This window comes from Pseudothermotoga thermarum DSM 5069, from assembly GCF_000217815.1.
GTDB lineage: Bacteria > Thermotogota > Thermotogae > Thermotogales > DSM-5069 > Pseudothermotoga > Pseudothermotoga thermarum.
The window spans coordinates 1,227,232-1,241,858 of record NC_015707.1; the positions used below are offsets into that span (position 1 = coordinate 1,227,232).

The 14,627-nt window shown below is 39.8% G+C and carries 15 protein-coding genes; 5 read left to right on the plus strand and 10 right to left on the minus strand.

The genetic code is table 11. The features are described 5' to 3' along the window. Nucleotides 1-9: 9 nt before the first annotated feature. From ftsA to THETH_RS10690, 10 genes are read right to left on the minus strand one after another with little or no spacing between them, the layout of a single operon-like run. Entirely contained in the window at nt 10-1,272 is a 1,263-nt protein-coding gene (gene ftsA, locus THETH_RS06240) for a cell division protein FtsA (protein WP_013932523.1), read from the minus strand. Next, entirely contained in the window at nt 1,259-1,771 is a 513-nt protein-coding gene (locus THETH_RS06245; protein ID WP_041446411.1) for a DUF4894 domain-containing protein, read from the minus strand. The genes ftsA and THETH_RS06245 overlap by 14 nt, the downstream gene beginning before the upstream one ends. Nucleotides 1,772-1,773: 2 nt before the next feature. Then, nucleotides 1,774-3,666: a DNA topoisomerase (ATP-hydrolyzing) subunit B gene (gene gyrB, locus THETH_RS06250; RefSeq protein WP_013932525.1), complete on the minus strand. Its 1,893-nt coding sequence runs from the start codon at nt 3,664-3,666 to the stop codon at nt 1,774-1,776. Next, entirely contained in the window at nt 3,647-3,949 is a 303-nt protein-coding gene (locus THETH_RS06255; RefSeq protein ID WP_013932526.1) for a DUF721 domain-containing protein, read from the minus strand. The genes gyrB and THETH_RS06255 overlap by 20 nt, the downstream gene beginning before the upstream one ends. After that, on the minus strand, nt 3,946-4,755 hold the full coding sequence (locus THETH_RS06260) for an aminotransferase class IV (RefSeq protein WP_013932527.1): 810 nt from the start codon (nt 4,753-4,755) through the stop codon (nt 3,946-3,948). Before THETH_RS06260 ends, THETH_RS06255 begins: the two co-directional genes overlap by 4 nt. Continuing rightward, nucleotides 4,748-6,052 carry a tRNA (N(6)-L-threonylcarbamoyladenosine(37)-C(2))-methylthiotransferase MtaB gene (gene mtaB / locus THETH_RS06265; protein WP_013932528.1) on the minus strand — a complete coding sequence of 435 codons (1,305 nt, stop codon included), beginning with the start codon at nt 6,050-6,052 and terminating at the stop codon, nt 4,748-4,750. The genes THETH_RS06260 and mtaB overlap by 8 nt, the downstream gene beginning before the upstream one ends. A gap of 3 nt (nt 6,053-6,055) precedes the next feature. Further along, nucleotides 6,056-6,496: a CBS domain-containing protein gene (locus THETH_RS06270; RefSeq protein WP_245530586.1), complete on the minus strand. Its 441-nt coding sequence runs from the start codon at nt 6,494-6,496 to the stop codon at nt 6,056-6,058. 17 nt (nt 6,497-6,513) lie between these two features. Continuing rightward, nucleotides 6,514-7,476, minus strand: coding sequence for a 1-phosphofructokinase family hexose kinase (locus tag THETH_RS06275; RefSeq protein ID WP_013932530.1), 963 nt, complete (start codon nt 7,474-7,476; stop codon nt 6,514-6,516). Between the two features lie 5 nt (nt 7,477-7,481). Then, nucleotides 7,482-8,225: an ATP-binding cassette domain-containing protein gene (locus tag THETH_RS06280; RefSeq protein ID WP_157723319.1), complete on the minus strand. Its 744-nt coding sequence runs from the start codon at nt 8,223-8,225 to the stop codon at nt 7,482-7,484. After that, entirely contained in the window at nt 8,167-8,340 is a 174-nt protein-coding gene (locus THETH_RS10690; protein WP_013932532.1) for a hypothetical protein, read from the minus strand. The genes THETH_RS06280 and THETH_RS10690 overlap by 59 nt, the downstream gene beginning before the upstream one ends. A 107-nt stretch (nt 8,341-8,447) precedes the next feature. Here THETH_RS10690 and rsmA point away from each other — a divergent pair, with 107 nt between their 5' ends. From rsmA to THETH_RS06305, 5 genes are all read left to right on the plus strand, one after another. After that, nucleotides 8,448-9,194: a 16S rRNA (adenine(1518)-N(6)/adenine(1519)-N(6))-dimethyltransferase RsmA gene (gene rsmA, locus THETH_RS06285; protein ID WP_013932533.1), complete on the plus strand. Its 747-nt coding sequence runs from the start codon at nt 8,448-8,450 to the stop codon at nt 9,192-9,194. Beyond that, nucleotides 9,160-10,866: a sigma-54 interaction domain-containing protein gene (locus THETH_RS06290; RefSeq protein ID WP_013932534.1), complete on the plus strand. Its 1,707-nt coding sequence runs from the start codon at nt 9,160-9,162 to the stop codon at nt 10,864-10,866. The genes rsmA and THETH_RS06290 overlap by 35 nt, the downstream gene beginning before the upstream one ends. A gap of 9 nt (nt 10,867-10,875) precedes the next feature. Continuing rightward, nucleotides 10,876-12,093, plus strand: a complete 1,218-nt coding sequence (locus THETH_RS06295) for a TetR/AcrR family transcriptional regulator (RefSeq protein ID WP_013932535.1) — start codon at nt 10,876-10,878, stop codon at nt 12,091-12,093. 157 nt (nt 12,094-12,250) lie between these two features. Beyond that, nucleotides 12,251-13,282, plus strand: coding sequence for a 3-oxoacyl-ACP synthase (locus THETH_RS06300; protein ID WP_013932536.1), 1,032 nt, complete (start codon nt 12,251-12,253; stop codon nt 13,280-13,282). 15 nt (nt 13,283-13,297) lie between these two features. Next, on the plus strand, nt 13,298-14,602 hold the full coding sequence (locus THETH_RS06305) for an acetyl-CoA hydrolase/transferase family protein (protein ID WP_013932537.1): 1,305 nt from the start codon (nt 13,298-13,300) through the stop codon (nt 14,600-14,602). The last annotated feature ends 25 nt before the right edge of the window (nt 14,603-14,627 follow it).

Below are 14,627 nucleotides of genomic sequence, written 5' to 3' on the forward strand. Positions count from 1 at the left end.
CTAGAGGTATTACCAAAGATTTTTAAGGATATCGCTCAACTTTTTAAAGAAACTTTCCGATGCAACTTTTTTCTTTGCCTGCGGTTTTATTTGATGTCTTGAAATTATCGAAACGAAATTGCCTAAAGCGGCGTTGTACAAAGGCTCATCGATTACCTCGTCAGCATTTTTTATTTGAACGTTGCTGGATGTGTTGTATGTTCCTATTCGAACTGGGTTTTTGAAAACGTCTATAGCCACGTCCAAAAGCCTTGGTACTTTGGCTCCTCCGCCGGATAGTATTATGCCTCCTGGCAAACCTTTCAAGCCAATCTCGGAAAACTTTGAAGTCTCCTCTCTGTAGATTCTTCTAGCTTTTGTCAGAATTTCACGCAACCTAGCGTGTATTATTCTAGAAAGAAAGTCTTTTGTTGTGGTTTTGGCTGTCATACCATCCAATCCTTTGTACTCGATGGTTTGCTGAACGAAAGAAGTCTCACCAAAAACGGCACAGCCGTGGGTTTTCAAAAGCCTTTCAGCTTCATCAAGCGACGTGTTGAGAACAAACGAAATATCCTTGATAACATGTTTAATGCCAAGTGGGATGAATTCGAGTCGTATTGGTACGCCGTGTGAGTAAATCGTCACCGATGTGGAAGAGTATCCAAGGTCGATAACACAAGTTCCCGTTTCCTTTTCTATGTCAGTTAAGATTCCTTCACATGCACTTATAACTGAAACGGCAAAGTCTGTTTCTGGGGGAAATGTTTCTTCAAGAAAATCTAACACTGAACCGGAAGAACGCTCTACAGTAACAAGGTTGAATTCTGCTGCCAAAGAGTTTGCCAACATATCCTGGGGGTTGAAGACGACCTTTGATTTGTCTATTATGTATCGTTTTGCAAAAATGTGAAGAGGTCTTTCTGTGGTTTGAAATTCATCGAGTATGGCTTCGCGCAATTGTTCAACAGTGGTTTCATCGATCGGCTTTTTTTCGTTTTCGGATAAAACTACCTCTTTTTCAACGCTTCTAAGATTAAACTTTCCGCAGCTTGTTGATACAACTATTTCGCTTGTTTCAAGTTTGGCGACTTCTTCCACCTCGGATATCACCTTTTCCAAAACTTCTCTGAAAGAAACAACGTCTTTGGTCTCCCCGTTTTCAATCCCCCTGGTTCTCGCTGTAAAGTTTTTGAGTAATTCATATTCTCTTTGTGATGTTTCTCCAATCACCAAACATTTTACGTAGTGGTTACCAACATCGATCAGTACATACTTTTTACTTTTTCTCACTCTCATCACCTCTGAGTTTATAAAAAAGCCCAACAGGACTTAAAAAATATTCCGACTTTGGTTCCATGAATCTTATCGCCGTTTCCAATTTTGAACAGTGTGTTATCAAGTCGTTCCATTCATTAAAATATAATACAACACCTTTTAGTAAAATTGCACATTTATCTTTAAGTCTAACTTCGGTAACGTATGGACTTTGTAAAACTATTTTGAGCCTTTTCATAGTTTCCAGGCTGACTTTATCCACCTTCAGATCTACAACATCTACTTGACTTACAAAAGCGTTGGTTGCTAGATCACTCAACTTTGCCACTCCTAGAATGTCTCCATTCTCACTCACAAGCCAGTATCTGTTTTTATAAGCGATCACGAAAGCTGGTTTTTCTTCGGGTTCCTTGCGATCAAAGCTAACTCTGTAAGGCAATTTGTATAAAAACCAAGCAAACGTTATGAAATAAAAAGTTAAAACGAACACGAATGCTTTTTTAAAATTATACATCATTACACGTCCAAATAAGTCACCTTCAAGGCATGCCGTTCAATAAAGCTTCTTCTTTCTGCGGTGTTTTCACCCATCAATATGTTGAACAAAGTATCGGCTTCTTCGGCATCCTCAATAGTTACCTTTATCATCTTCCTGGTTTGCGGGTTCATAGTCGTTTCCCAAAGTTGTTCTGGGTTCATTTCACCAAGTCCTTTGTACCTTTGTACTTCGATTTTTGTTCCTTCTTTCAATTGACTTTTGAATTTTTCATATTCCTCTTCGCTGTACAGATAATAAATTTTTCCATTCACGGAAACCTTGTAGAGTGGAGGAACAGCTATGAAGACTCTTCCTTCTTCAATTAGAGGTCTCATGTATCTGAAGAAGAAAGTGAGCAGCAAAGTTCTTATGTGAGCACCGTCGATGTCCGCATCGGTCATTATTATTATTTTTCCATACCGCAACCTCGAGCGGTCGAATTTATCCCCTATACCTGTTCCGATTGCGACGATTATGTCCTTGATTTGCTCGTTGTTCAAAAGCTTATGAATTGAAGACTTTTCCACGTTGAGAATTTTTCCCCTTATGGGAAGAACAGCTTGAAATTCCCTGTCTCTGGCTTGCTTTGCCGAACCACCAGCCGAATCACCTTCTACGATGAAAAGCTCTGATTTTTCCAGATCGGTTGAAACACAATCTGCAAGTTTTCCGGGCAAAGCGGAATTTTCAAGGGCATTTTTACGTCGAACTAAATCTCTGGCTTTCTTTGCAGCTTCTCTAGCTCTCATCGCTTGCGCGATTCTTTCCAAAATGATTTTCAGTGTGGCTTTGTTTATTTCAAAGTATTCGGTCAATTTTTCTCTCACAACCTTTGACACTGCCACACCAGCTATTTCGCTTCCAAGTTTTGCTTTAGTTTGCCCTTCAAACTCTGGATTTTTCAGAAGAACGCTCACAACCGCGATTAAACCTTCTCGAACATCTTCTCCTTGAAAACTCTCGTCTTTTTTCAAAATCCCCAGGGACTTTGCGTATTCGTTGAACAACTTTGTTATAGCGTTCTTGAAAGCTGTCACGTGTGTTCCATGGTCAACGGTTCTAATGGTGTTGGCATACGAATAAATCAAATCTTGCTCTTGTGAATCCGTGTAAACCATCGCTACATCAACTTTGACATCTTCCCATTCACCAGATATTCTGATCACTTCGTGCAGCATTTTTCTGTTGCCAGCTAGGTAGCGAACGTATTCGCTTATTCCACCTTTGTATTGATAAACTTCTGTGTAACCATTTATCTTGTCTTCGAATATGATTTTCAAACCAACGTTAAGGTAAGCAAGCTCACGAAGCTTGGTTTGAATTATGTCCGGGTCAAACTCCACCGTTGAAAAGATCTCTGGGTCCGGTTTGAACCTAACGATCGTCCCGCGTTTGTTAGTTTTTCCAACAACCGTTACTTCGCAAAGCGGTTTTCCCCTAGAGTAAGCTTGATAGTAAATCAAACCATCTCTGTGTACCCAAACTTCCATTTTTTCAGAGAGCGCGTTTACCACAGAAGCTCCAACTCCATGAAGTCCTCCACTAACTTTATAAGCATCTTTCGAAAATTTTCCTCCGGCATGCAGAGTCGTCATCACAACTTCCAAGGCACTTTTTCCAGTTTCTGGATGTGGATCAACAGGGATTCCCCTTCCGTTATCCTCAACTTCCACGGAACCATCCTCGTGAAGACTCACTTTTATCGTGTCGCAAAAACCAGCAAGCGCTTCATCAACGCTGTTGTCAATTATTTCATAAACAAGATGATGAAGTCCACTTTTGCCAGTGGACCCAATGTACATTCCTGGTCTTGCCCTAACCGGTTCTAAACCCTTGAGAATTTGAATGCTTTCAGCCGTGTATTCTGTCACTGCTACACCTCCTAAAGATTATCTTTTGAACTATGTTTTGACCAAGTTTTTCGTTTATCTTTTTCAATATTTTTTTACTCATAAATTTTGCTTCCATGAGCCAAATGTCATCATCGCATTCAAAGTAAACAGTTGATCCATCGAAATCCAAAAATTTGAAATGTTTTGCCAAAGATGGTCCAAACAAATCCTCCATGTTCAACAGGGCAATTCTCAACTTCAGCTGCTTGAAAAGGTTGTCCTTCTCGGACAAAAGGTTAAGTATATCACCTATTTTCATCATAGCCAATTTTCCTCTACTTTCTTGATGTAAGTTTCAAAAAGCTCTGAAAGTTGTTTTCCAAAACTAGTTTTGTAAGCTCTCCAACCATCGATTTCGTCAACTGGTACTATTCCTCTGCTCGTGTGAGTTAAGAATACTTCATCGGCTGCGAAAAGCTCCGACAGTTCTACTTGTCTTTCCTCTATTGGAATACCGTATTCTTTGCACATCTGTATGACGTTTTTTCTCGTTATACCTGGAAGAATCCCGCTTTCCAAATCAGGGGTTATAACCTTTGAATCTTTGACTATGAAAACGTTTGTAAAGGTTCCTTCACAAAGCTGTCCTTTACTTCCAAGCATCAAAACATCGTAAGCATTGCCTTTGCTGGCTTTTGCAAGAAGTATATCAGTTCTTCCTGTGCTTTTGAAATCCGCTGGAGTAGCCGAAGGATCGATTTTTCTAACTTTGCTGATTTTGACAGTAACTTTATCGATTTTCTTGAGATTCAAAACAGAGGCGTATACAATTAACTCAGAGCTTTCGGGCGAATATTCAAATGCGGATATTTTTCCTTTTGGCAAAAGCAAAACGCGGATTGAGATATCTTGTCCAAGTTTTTCAACAGCTTCATTCAAAATGTCTTTGAATTCCTCATAACTTATGGGCACTTTACAACCGATGTAGCTTGCCGATTTTTCCAAGCGTTCGTAATGATATTTCCCAGCGAGAATTCTCCCTTCGTAGCTTCGAAGGGTTTCGTAAACAGTTCCACCGTATAGAAAGGAAGGTTCTTGCAGGGAAAGGAAAAACTCACTTTCATTCAACCAATGACCTCTCCAAATCAACAATTTGCGACACCATCCCAACACCGTTCAGTAATTTTGCCACAACTTTTTGCAAACTCCCAGGTTTTCCACCTGCAAATTCGTGTCGAACGTAGTACTCATCATAACCTGTGCTGATCCCGTTTCTAACCTGCTCGACCAGCACTTCCCTTACTTTTCCAAGACATGTTTCACGATACGACCTTGAAACCTTTTCGGATAACTCTTTGAGTTCTTTTAATCTTCTTTCCTTTTCTTTAGGTGGGATCTGCTTGTCGAAACTGCTTGCCGGCGTACCAGGTCTTGGAGAGAATCTGAAAGCATGAACCTTCGTGAATTTAACTTGTTCGATAACTTTTAAAGTTTGGTGAAAGTCTCCCAGCGTTTCGCCAGGAAAACCAACTATTATATCCGTCGTGAAAGAGAAATCGGTATTTATCTCTCTGAATTTCTCCACGACGTTAAGAAAATCCGATACCTTGTATTTTCTGTTCATCATGGAAAGGATCCTATCGGAGCCACTTTGAAGAGGTATATGAAGGTGAGGACACAAACGATTATATCTCTTAAAAACTTCCACAAGATCTTCGCCTATATCTTGAACATTTATGGAACTTAACCTTATTCTGAATTCACCATTTACTTGATTGAAGCAACTTTCAATAAGCTTTGATAAACTCTCGCCTGTATCTTTTCCGTATTTTCCAAGATTAACTCCCACAAGCACTATTTCTTTGTAACCACTTGATACAAGTTTTTGAACTTCATCAACAACCTCGTGAATGGGCTTGCTTCTTATCTTCTGGCCTCTGGCGTATGGCACTATGCAGTAGCTGCACATTTCATAACAACCATCTTCGATTTTTACATAAGCACGCGTTCGATCTGTGAGAAAGCTTTCGACTTTTTCTTCAACTATGGAATCTGATTTTGTCACACGATGGAGGGGCTTTCTAGTTTGTAAGTAATCAAGGATGTATTCCACTATATTTTGTTTTTCGGCATTTCCCAAAACCAAATCTGCTCCAATTTTTATCAATTTCTGGCCATCTAGGTGTGAATAACAACCAACGGCAACAACTACGCAATTTGGATTGACTCTTTTGAACTTTCTGATAACTTGCCTGGATTGTCTTGCCGCCTCGTTTGTCACCATGCAAGTGTTAACAACACAAATGTCAGCACTGGATGGATCGGTAACATGAACAAATCCGTTTTTTTCCAGTTTTTCTATCAAAAATTCCGTTTCATATTGGTTTACTTTACATCCAAGGAAAGTTACGTAAACCTTGCTCATGGCTCAGGTTCCTCTCTCAGCAACTGCCTGCAATATGTTCATTCTGTTTACAACTCCAACAAGTCTACCGAAATCATCGACAACTGCTATGACTCTAACGTTGTTTTTTATCATCAGGTCAGCGACGTGCATGAGGTTCGCGTTTTCGTTCACAACTAGTGCAGGACTTCTCATAAATTGAGAGACAGGCTTATCCTTAATCAGGTTCAAATTCTTGAACAGTTGATTTATGTCCGGAAGAAAACTGGCTGATTGAAGCAAAGAGAAATAACCTGGAACAACGGCTTTTACTATATCGTCCTCACCTATGAAGCCTATTACCCTCATGTCTTCTGAAACAACCGGTACTCCAGACAAAAGTTGGCTTGACATGATCTTAAGAACGTTTTCTATAGTCTCATCCGGTGTAACTGCCGTGAGATCTCTCACCATCACATCGCTCACACGCAAAACAAAATCACCTACCCGATTTTTTCAATCTTGCAATCTTTCAAACAAGCAGCAATCTCGCTGTACTCGGGCATTTCTTTGGCGGGTTTTCGCGTCTTGGCCAAAGCTGCTGCATAACCAAATTTTGCCATGTCGATTGGATCGGATTTTGGCTCAACCAATTTTTTGTAAACCATGGCTGCAACGTATGCATCACCGGCTCCAAGTAAATTCGCAAGATCAACCTCAACGGTTGGACTGATCAGCCATACACCATCCTTTGTTGCAACTATGTCGTTTTTTATTTCGTACGACAACACAACCACCTTGCATCCCATTTTGACAAGCTCTTTGGCTGCCTCAACATGATCTTCCAAACTTTTTAACTGTTTGCCAAGCACAACTGCACGATCTCTGACATCGGGTTTTATAACATCCGGTGGGTATACGTCCAAGGTTGGTTTTATGTAATCGTCTGTTATTTCCGAGAAAACAACTTTGTTGGCTTCTTTTGCCATTTTAGTCATAATTCCGTAAATATCCAAACCAATCCCAGGCATTGCAGTTCCAGAGAGAACAACGGTATCACAATTGCTCAGATATATCTTGTATCTTTTCAAAAGTAGATCCACAGCGTTTTGATCGGCAAGAGGACCTGGGGAGTTTATGGCAGTCATCGTGTGGTTTTCGGGGTCAACTATGACTATGTTTTCCCTGGTATCTTGCTCTATGTGCACAAACGATGTGCTTATCAATGGGCTGATCTTGTTCAGCTCGGACAACAAAACCTTGCCAATGTATCCACCCAATATTCCAATTGCAACAGATTTTACCCTCAATTTTGCAAGCGCTATTGAAACGTTTATACCTTTTCCACCAGGTGACATTCTGACCAAATTATGCGAAGAAATTCTGTGAAGAGAACCAACACAAAAATTTTTAACAACAAACTCCCTATCCAAAGCAGGGTTCAAGGTCACAGTAACAACTTTCAATTTTTTCACCTCTTAAAGACCAAATCCCTTGTTGATCCCTTGTATTCAATTGTACCATTTTTTAGCGAAACATACAAATCTGCAATAGGCAGAAAGCGCATTCTATGACGCGTACTTAAAATGATGATTCTGTCTTCTTTCAGTCGAAGCAATTCCTTCAAGATGGGCTCAATAGTTTCATCGTCAACGTGATCAAGGATACAATCAAGAACAATTACAAAAGATCTACGAACAATTGCGGCAAAAAGTAATATCAGGATTTTTTCCATGGTGTAGAAGTTTTTCAAAGGAGTTTTTATATCTTTTTTCATAAATTGAAGCAGCCCTAACCTGTCTAAATCCGCTGCAAATTCGTCTATCGAGTCAGGCTTTTCACGCAAGGTTATTTCAATAAACTCATCTAGTCGAAGCTTGTCGAGAGCTTCTACAAAACCGGGTTCTATGTAGGTTATAAAGGTTCTCAGCGTTTTTCTGTCGTAGGTTGTTATAGATTTTCCGTTAATCTTTAAATCTCCTGTCCAAGAAACGTTTGGGTATATTTCTCTGTTCAAGGCTAAAATCGATCTAAGCAAAGTTGATTTGCCTGCCCCGCGCTGACCATAGATGATAGTTAATTGTCCTGTTTTGAATACAAGATCTATATCTCTTAAAACTTGGATGCCATCGATAGACAATGAAAAGTTCAAAAATTCAATTTTTCCCAGATTCTGTATTGCCGTTATTTGATTTTGGTCTGCTAAGTCCATCATCAAGAAGTGACATCCTCCTTCTCATCTCTTCCTCGGCGTCTTTATCACCGTTTTTGACCATTTTCAAAAGTTCGTATTGCGATACGATCCTTGGATTTTGAATTCTTTTTTTCATCCACTCACCTCTCTGTATGTCAGCAACATTTTACACCACCAAAATTAATTGGTCTTTTACCTATAATTACAATTAGAAATGGTTATACTATACTCGGAACACCGAAGATGAGAAAATACGGTCAGCATTTTTTGAAGGATGAGAAGCTTGGGAAAAAATTCATAGAGCTTTTAAAGCTAAAACCAGGTCAAAGCGTTGTGGAAATAGGTCCTGGAACTGGGGCTTTGACCAAATTGTTGATCGAAGAAGGGTGCAGAGTTTTGGCATTTGAAATAGATGAGGAGTTGGCTGAAAAATTACAATCAAGCTTGAAAAGTGAATTGTTAGAAGTAAGAGTTAAAGACTTTTTGAGAGTGGAAAAGGAGGAAATAAATGGTATAAACCTTTGCGTTGGAAGTATTCCATATCAAAATTCCCTTGAAATAGTTTTGAAAATATGCCTTCTTGGATTTGAAAAAGCTGCCTTGATCGTGCAGAAAGAATTTGCACAAAAGTTAATGGCTTTGCCTGGAGACAGAAGATACACTTTTGTATCCGCACTCGTTCAAAGCATTTACGCGGTGAAAGTGGTTTTTGACATACCTCGTTGGGCTTTTTCTCCTCCTCCAAAGGTAACATCAAGTGCTTTGATCATGGAGAAAATCAGACAAATACAGGATCTGCCAAGGTATATAAGGTTTTTAAGACAGTTGTTCACAACCCCAAACAAACTTTTGAAAAACTCCGTGGAAATTTTTGATCTGGATGAAAAGTTTTTGAACAAAAGAGTTAGGCAGCTTTCTAGTGAAGAATTAATCTACCTTTATGGGAAGTGGTTAAATGTTGAGACAGGATCTTTTGGAAATGGTACTTGATTCGATAATTGAGGGAGTAATAATTGTCGACAAGCAAGCAAGGGTGATTTACATCAACAAGCAAGCTTGCTTGCTTTTAGGAGTTGATCAAAATCAAGTTTTAAATCGTTACGTTGTCGATGTGATACCAAATACCAGGCTTCACATAGTTGTTCAAACCGGGGTTCCTGAGTTCGATAGATTACAAGAGATCGGCTCCACAAAGATCATAACAAGCCGTGTGCCCATAAGGGACAAAAACGGTGAAGTCATAGCTGCTGCAGCTATTTTCAGGGATGTTACCAGCGTTCAAAAGATGGCTGAGGAAGTTACCAACTTAAAAGAAATCGAGGCCACGCTAAAAGCGATAATAGAATCCACAAGCGATGCCATATCTGTAGCCGATGCGGAGGGTAGAATTGTTCTTGTAAACAGTGCTTACACAAAGATCACCGGTTTTACAGCCCAAGAAGTTATAGGAAAGCCAGCAACCGTTGACATAGCTGAGGGAGAAAGTATGCACATAAAAGTCGCACAAACAAAACAACCGATATACGGAGCTCGTCTTCTTGTAGGTCCAACAAAGAAAGAAGTGATTGTAAACGTCACACCCCTTTTCGTCAAAGGCCAGTTCAAAGGAAGTGTTGCCGTCATACACGATGTTTCAGAAATAATGAGATTAACCAGGGAACTTGAAGAGGTAAAACGCTTGATAAGAAGAATGGGTGCAAAATACACCTTTGAAGACATCGTGGCTGTCAGCGAAAAGATGAAGGTTGCTTTGACGCAAGCCATGAAGGTTGCTCCAACACCTGCGACGGTTCTTTTAAGAGGAGAAAGTGGCACAGGAAAAGAGCTTTTTGCACACGCTATACACAATGCTAGCGACCGAAAAGATAAACCTTTTATCAGCGTCAACTGCGCAGCCATACCTGAATCGATTTTCGAATCCGAACTTTTTGGATACACCGCAGGAGCTTTCACGGGAGCTAGACGCGAGGGGAAAAAAGGTCTACTTGAAGAGGCAAACCACGGAACTATCTTTTTCGACGAAATAGGAAAAATGCCTCTTTCGGTTCAATCGAAATTGTTAAGATTCATTGAAAGCAAGGAGATTGTTCCAATTGGTGATACTAAACCTATCAAGGTGGACGTTAGGATAATAGCTTCGACAAACATGAATTTGGAAAAGATGGTTCAGGATGGTTCCTTCCTTCCGGATTTGTATTTCAGATTGAACGTTTTTCCGATTTTTCTTCCACCGCTCAGAGAAAGGAAGGAGGATATACCGCTGCTGGTTCAAAGGATAATAAGGAAACTCAACCAGGAGTACGGAAGAACAGTGGAAGGAATTTCACCGGATGCACTTCACAAACTTTTGAATTACGACTGGCCCGGAAACGTTCGAGAACTTGAAAACGTCATTGGAAGGGCAATGATAAACATGGAACCTGATGAAAAATACATAAGAGCTCACCATCTTCCGCCTTTGAGAATCTCTTTTGCCACAGCCGAGGTTTCAAAAATAGGCGATTTAAGGCAATTGGTTCGTGAGTACGAAAAAGGGTTAATAGCAAAAGCACTTGAAGAAAGTAATTGGAACGTACAGGAGGCTGCAAAAATACTTGGTTTGAGTGTTAGAACACTTTATTATAAAATGAAAATCTTGAATGTAAAAAGGAAAAGCAATTGAGCAGGTGAGATGAACTTGAGAAGAAAACCAACACGGTCTGATGGCAAAAGAACTTTACAAAATCTTTTGAATTCAGCGTTGAAACTTTTTGCACTCTATGGTTATCACGGTGTATCAACACCGATGATAGCAAAAAAAGCCAACGTCAAAACTGCCACGTTTTATCAGTACTTCACGGATAAAGACGCTATCTACAAAAAGCTCCTTTCCAAAGCTATTTTTTTATTTGAAAACAACATGAAACGTGTGGAAGGCAAATTGCTTGAAGATAGACTCAGAAAATTTGTTGAAAATTACCTTTTGTTTTTTGCCGAAAATCCCGAATATTACAGAATCCTGCACGAAGCTGTGTACCTTAAAAAGAGAGTTTTTGAAAAAATTCAGAAGATACTTGATTCCACGGTAAATCAGATATGTCAGATTGATGATCCCATAGATCAAATGGTTTTACGTTGGTTTATCACAGGTCCAACAAGGTTTATTGCCATTTACAACTCGCTGAATTCAAACTACAAAGTTGATGAAAAAGTTGTCGAAGAAATTATCGATTTCACTTTGAATGGAATAGATCCAGACAACCATGAAGTGATGGATGAGGTTTTCAAAATAGATGTTAAACCTATAGCACTTGAAACTGCCACAACAAGAATGAAAATTCTACAAGCTGCCGAAAAACTTTTCGGAAGTCGAGGTTACAAAAACACTCAAGTGAGCGATATAGCAAAAGCAGCTAGGGTTGCCAGTGGTACCGTCTACGTTTATTTCCAAAGCAAAGAACAAATTCTTGAAGAACTTGTGATGAGTACAAACAGAAACTTGCGTTTAACGTTATCAACTGCGATCAAACGTTTTGAAGATCGCCGCGATGCCGAAATAGCTGGTTATTACACCTTTTTAAGGTTTTTCAGCCTTCACCGCAATATGTATTTGATAGTTCGTCAAGCAGAATTTTTCAATCCTGAAATTTCCCGAAATTATTACAGGAAAATTTTTGAAAGCTACCTCCCACCTTTGGAAAAGGCAATTTCAGCTGGTCAGTTTCGAAAAATTTCCCCTCAAACGCTTGCTCTAATTTTTATGGGAATAGGTCACTTCATGGGTGAGGATTTGGTCGTTAAAAACTACGCAAGCAATGTCGACGTGAAAGAACATCTCTTGAGGCTGTCGCTTTATATTTACAAAGGTTTGGCGGTGAAAGAAAAAGAAACATCAAGTTTGAAGAAGTAAAAGTAAGAATCTCCCCACATTTTTCCAAAGAAATCTTTCTTAAATGCCATTTTTTGCCAAAAATGCCGAAAAATCATCCTTGATTTTAACGTGACCAAAATGTTAAGCTTTCAAGCGAATCAACTATCAGATTTTAGATTTAAAAAGAGGTGACTTGATGAGGGATCACGTTGGGATATTATCAATAGGTACTTATCTTCCTTCGAGATTTCTAACTGCAAAGGAACTGGCTGAGCAAACAGGCATTCCTGAGCAAGTTATCGTGGAGAAGATGGGGATCAAGAAAAAATATATCCCTGGTCCAAATGACACAACTAGTTTCATGGGTATAATGGCGGCAAGAGAAGCCATAAAAAGGGCAGAAATCGATCCAAAGGAAATCGATGTTGTTATATGGAATGGTGCACAACACAAAGATTACCCTTGCTGGCTTGCTTCAACAAAAGTTGCTTACGAAATTGGTGCGACAAAAGCCTGGACTTTCGACATGGAAGCCATGTGTGGTTCAATGATTGTCGGGCTTCAAGTTGCGCGTTCGTTGATGCTTTCTGAAAAGGATATCAACACCGTGATACTTGTCAGTGGTTATAGAAACGTGGATTTGGTGAACGCTAAGAATAAAGCCACATCATTCATGTTTGACATAGGAACAAGCGGCTCTGCGGCGATAATCAGAAAAAACCTTGGCAAAAATGTGATCTTGGGAATCTCGAATATAGTGGATGGATCTTTTGCGGAAGATTGCATAATACCAGTCGGAGGGACAAAAAAGTGGCCGATGGTTCCAGAAGATCTTGAAAATTATTTCTTCCAGATAAAGGATCCAGAAAGTTTCAAAGAAAGACTTTCCAGTGTCACTTTAAAGAATTTCTACTTTGTGATTGACGATGCCCTTAGAAAAAGCAATTTGAGCAGGAAAGATATCGATTATCTTGCAATACTTCACTTCAAGCGTTCCGCACACTACGAAGTTCTCAAAGAACTTGGGTTGGATGAATCAAAGACTACTTATCTTGAAGAATACGGTCACATGGGCCAAAACGACCAAATATTCTCAATAGAAGAGGGATTGAAAAGCGGAAAAATCAAGGAAGGATCTGTTGTAGTTTTGGTAGGAGCAGGTGTGGGCTGGACGTGGAATGCAGCCGTTGTAAGATGGGGAAAAGCCGTTGAACCAACTTGTTGGTAAAGGAGGTCTAGAGGGATGGATTACAAGGACCTTTATAAATCCAAACTAACCGATATTGACTCGATTTTAAAGTTGGTACATTCCAACAGCACCGTTGTGGTAGGTATGACACCTTGTGAGCCTAAGCTTTTTCTTAGAAATCTTCACAAGGTAGCGGATCAAGTTGAAAACGTTACTGTATTCACCTGTTTGAACACAGAGCCTTATCCATTCTATCTAGACGAAAAATATTCAAAAGCTTTTACAAATGCCTCTTGGTATTTTGGCCCTTCCAACAGAGAAGCAGTCAAATCAGGTTATGGAACGGTCAGCTATGTTCCAAACAATTTGCACCAGGCTGGAACGAATTTGCTCGAAAGCCGCTCGGTTGATTTGTTTGTTGGAGTTGCTTCACCCATGGATAAAAATGGCTTTTTAACGTTATCAGTATCTGTTGTTTACGAGAAGGACGTTGTCGAAAAAGCGAAAAAGATTGTTCTTGAGGTAAACCCAAAGGCACCGAGAACTCATGGAGATACTCAGATACACATAAAAGATGTTGATTACATAGTAGAAGTTGATTACGATCTTCCAGAAGTCGAATTGATTGAACCTACAGAGGTTGAAGCAAAAATAGCTCAGCATATAAGTGAACTTGTGGAAGATGGTTCAACTTTGCAGCTTGGTATCGGTGGAATACCAAACGCTGTGGCAAAGTTTTTGATGAACAAACACGATATAGGTATTCACACAGAGATGTTCACCGAATCGATGATAGATCTATTCGAAGCTGGTGTGATAACGAACAAAAAGAAGTCTTTGTGGCCTGGAAAGTTTGTCTGTGCTTTCGCATTTGGAACCAAGAGAATGTACAGTTTTGTAGATGATAATCCTGCTGTTTTTTTCCTAAGAGGAAGGTATGTCAACGATCCTTACGTTATAGCTCAAAATGAGAAGATGGTGAGTATAAACACCGCTTTGATGGTCGATTTAACTGGAAACGTCTGCTCGGAAGCTCTTGGAACCAATCATTACAGCGGTACAGGTGGACAACTTGATACTCACCGTGGGGCGGTGAAAAGCAAGGGTGGAAAAGGCATAATAGCACTAAGATCAACTGCAAAGGGTGGAACAGTTTCGACAATCGTGCCACTTCTTCCACTTGGTTCACCGGTAACTGTTCCAAGACAGGAGATTGACTACGTTGTTACCGAATACGGTGTGGCTTGGCTTAGGGGAAAAACTGTGCGAGAAAGAGCCGAAGCGCTTATATCAATTGCGCATCCAGATTTTAGGTCGTGGTTGATGGAGGAGGCCAGAAAGCTGGGATTAATTATTTAAGCTTAATAAGATTGGTGTTATCAAA

Excerpts from the sequence above, each read along its gene's own strand:
- THETH_RS06280 (WP_157723319.1), bottom strand. The coding sequence starts at position 8,225 with ATGATGGACTTAGCAGACCAAAATCAAATAACGGCAATACAGAATCTG.
- rsmA (WP_013932533.1), top strand. The coding sequence starts at position 8,448 with ATGAGAAAATACGGTCAGCATTTTTTGAAGGATGAGAAGCTTGGGAAA.
- THETH_RS06300 (WP_013932536.1), top strand. The coding sequence starts at position 12,251 with ATGAGGGATCACGTTGGGATATTATCAATAGGTACTTATCTTCCTTCG.
- THETH_RS06305 (WP_013932537.1), top strand. The coding sequence starts at position 13,298 with ATGGATTACAAGGACCTTTATAAATCCAAACTAACCGATATTGACTCG.
- THETH_RS06290 (WP_013932534.1), top strand. The coding sequence starts at position 9,160 with ATGTTGAGACAGGATCTTTTGGAAATGGTACTTGATTCGATAATTGAG.
- THETH_RS06245 (WP_041446411.1), bottom strand. The coding sequence starts at position 1,771 with ATGTATAATTTTAAAAAAGCATTCGTGTTCGTTTTAACTTTTTATTTC.
- THETH_RS10690 (WP_013932532.1), bottom strand. The coding sequence starts at position 8,340 with ATGAAAAAAAGAATTCAAAATCCAAGGATCGTATCGCAATACGAACTT.
- THETH_RS06295 (WP_013932535.1), top strand. The coding sequence starts at position 10,876 with ATGAACTTGAGAAGAAAACCAACACGGTCTGATGGCAAAAGAACTTTA.
- THETH_RS06255 (WP_013932526.1), bottom strand. The coding sequence starts at position 3,949 with ATGATGAAAATAGGTGATATACTTAACCTTTTGTCCGAGAAGGACAAC.
- mtaB (WP_013932528.1), bottom strand. The coding sequence starts at position 6,052 with ATGAGCAAGGTTTACGTAACTTTCCTTGGATGTAAAGTAAACCAATAT.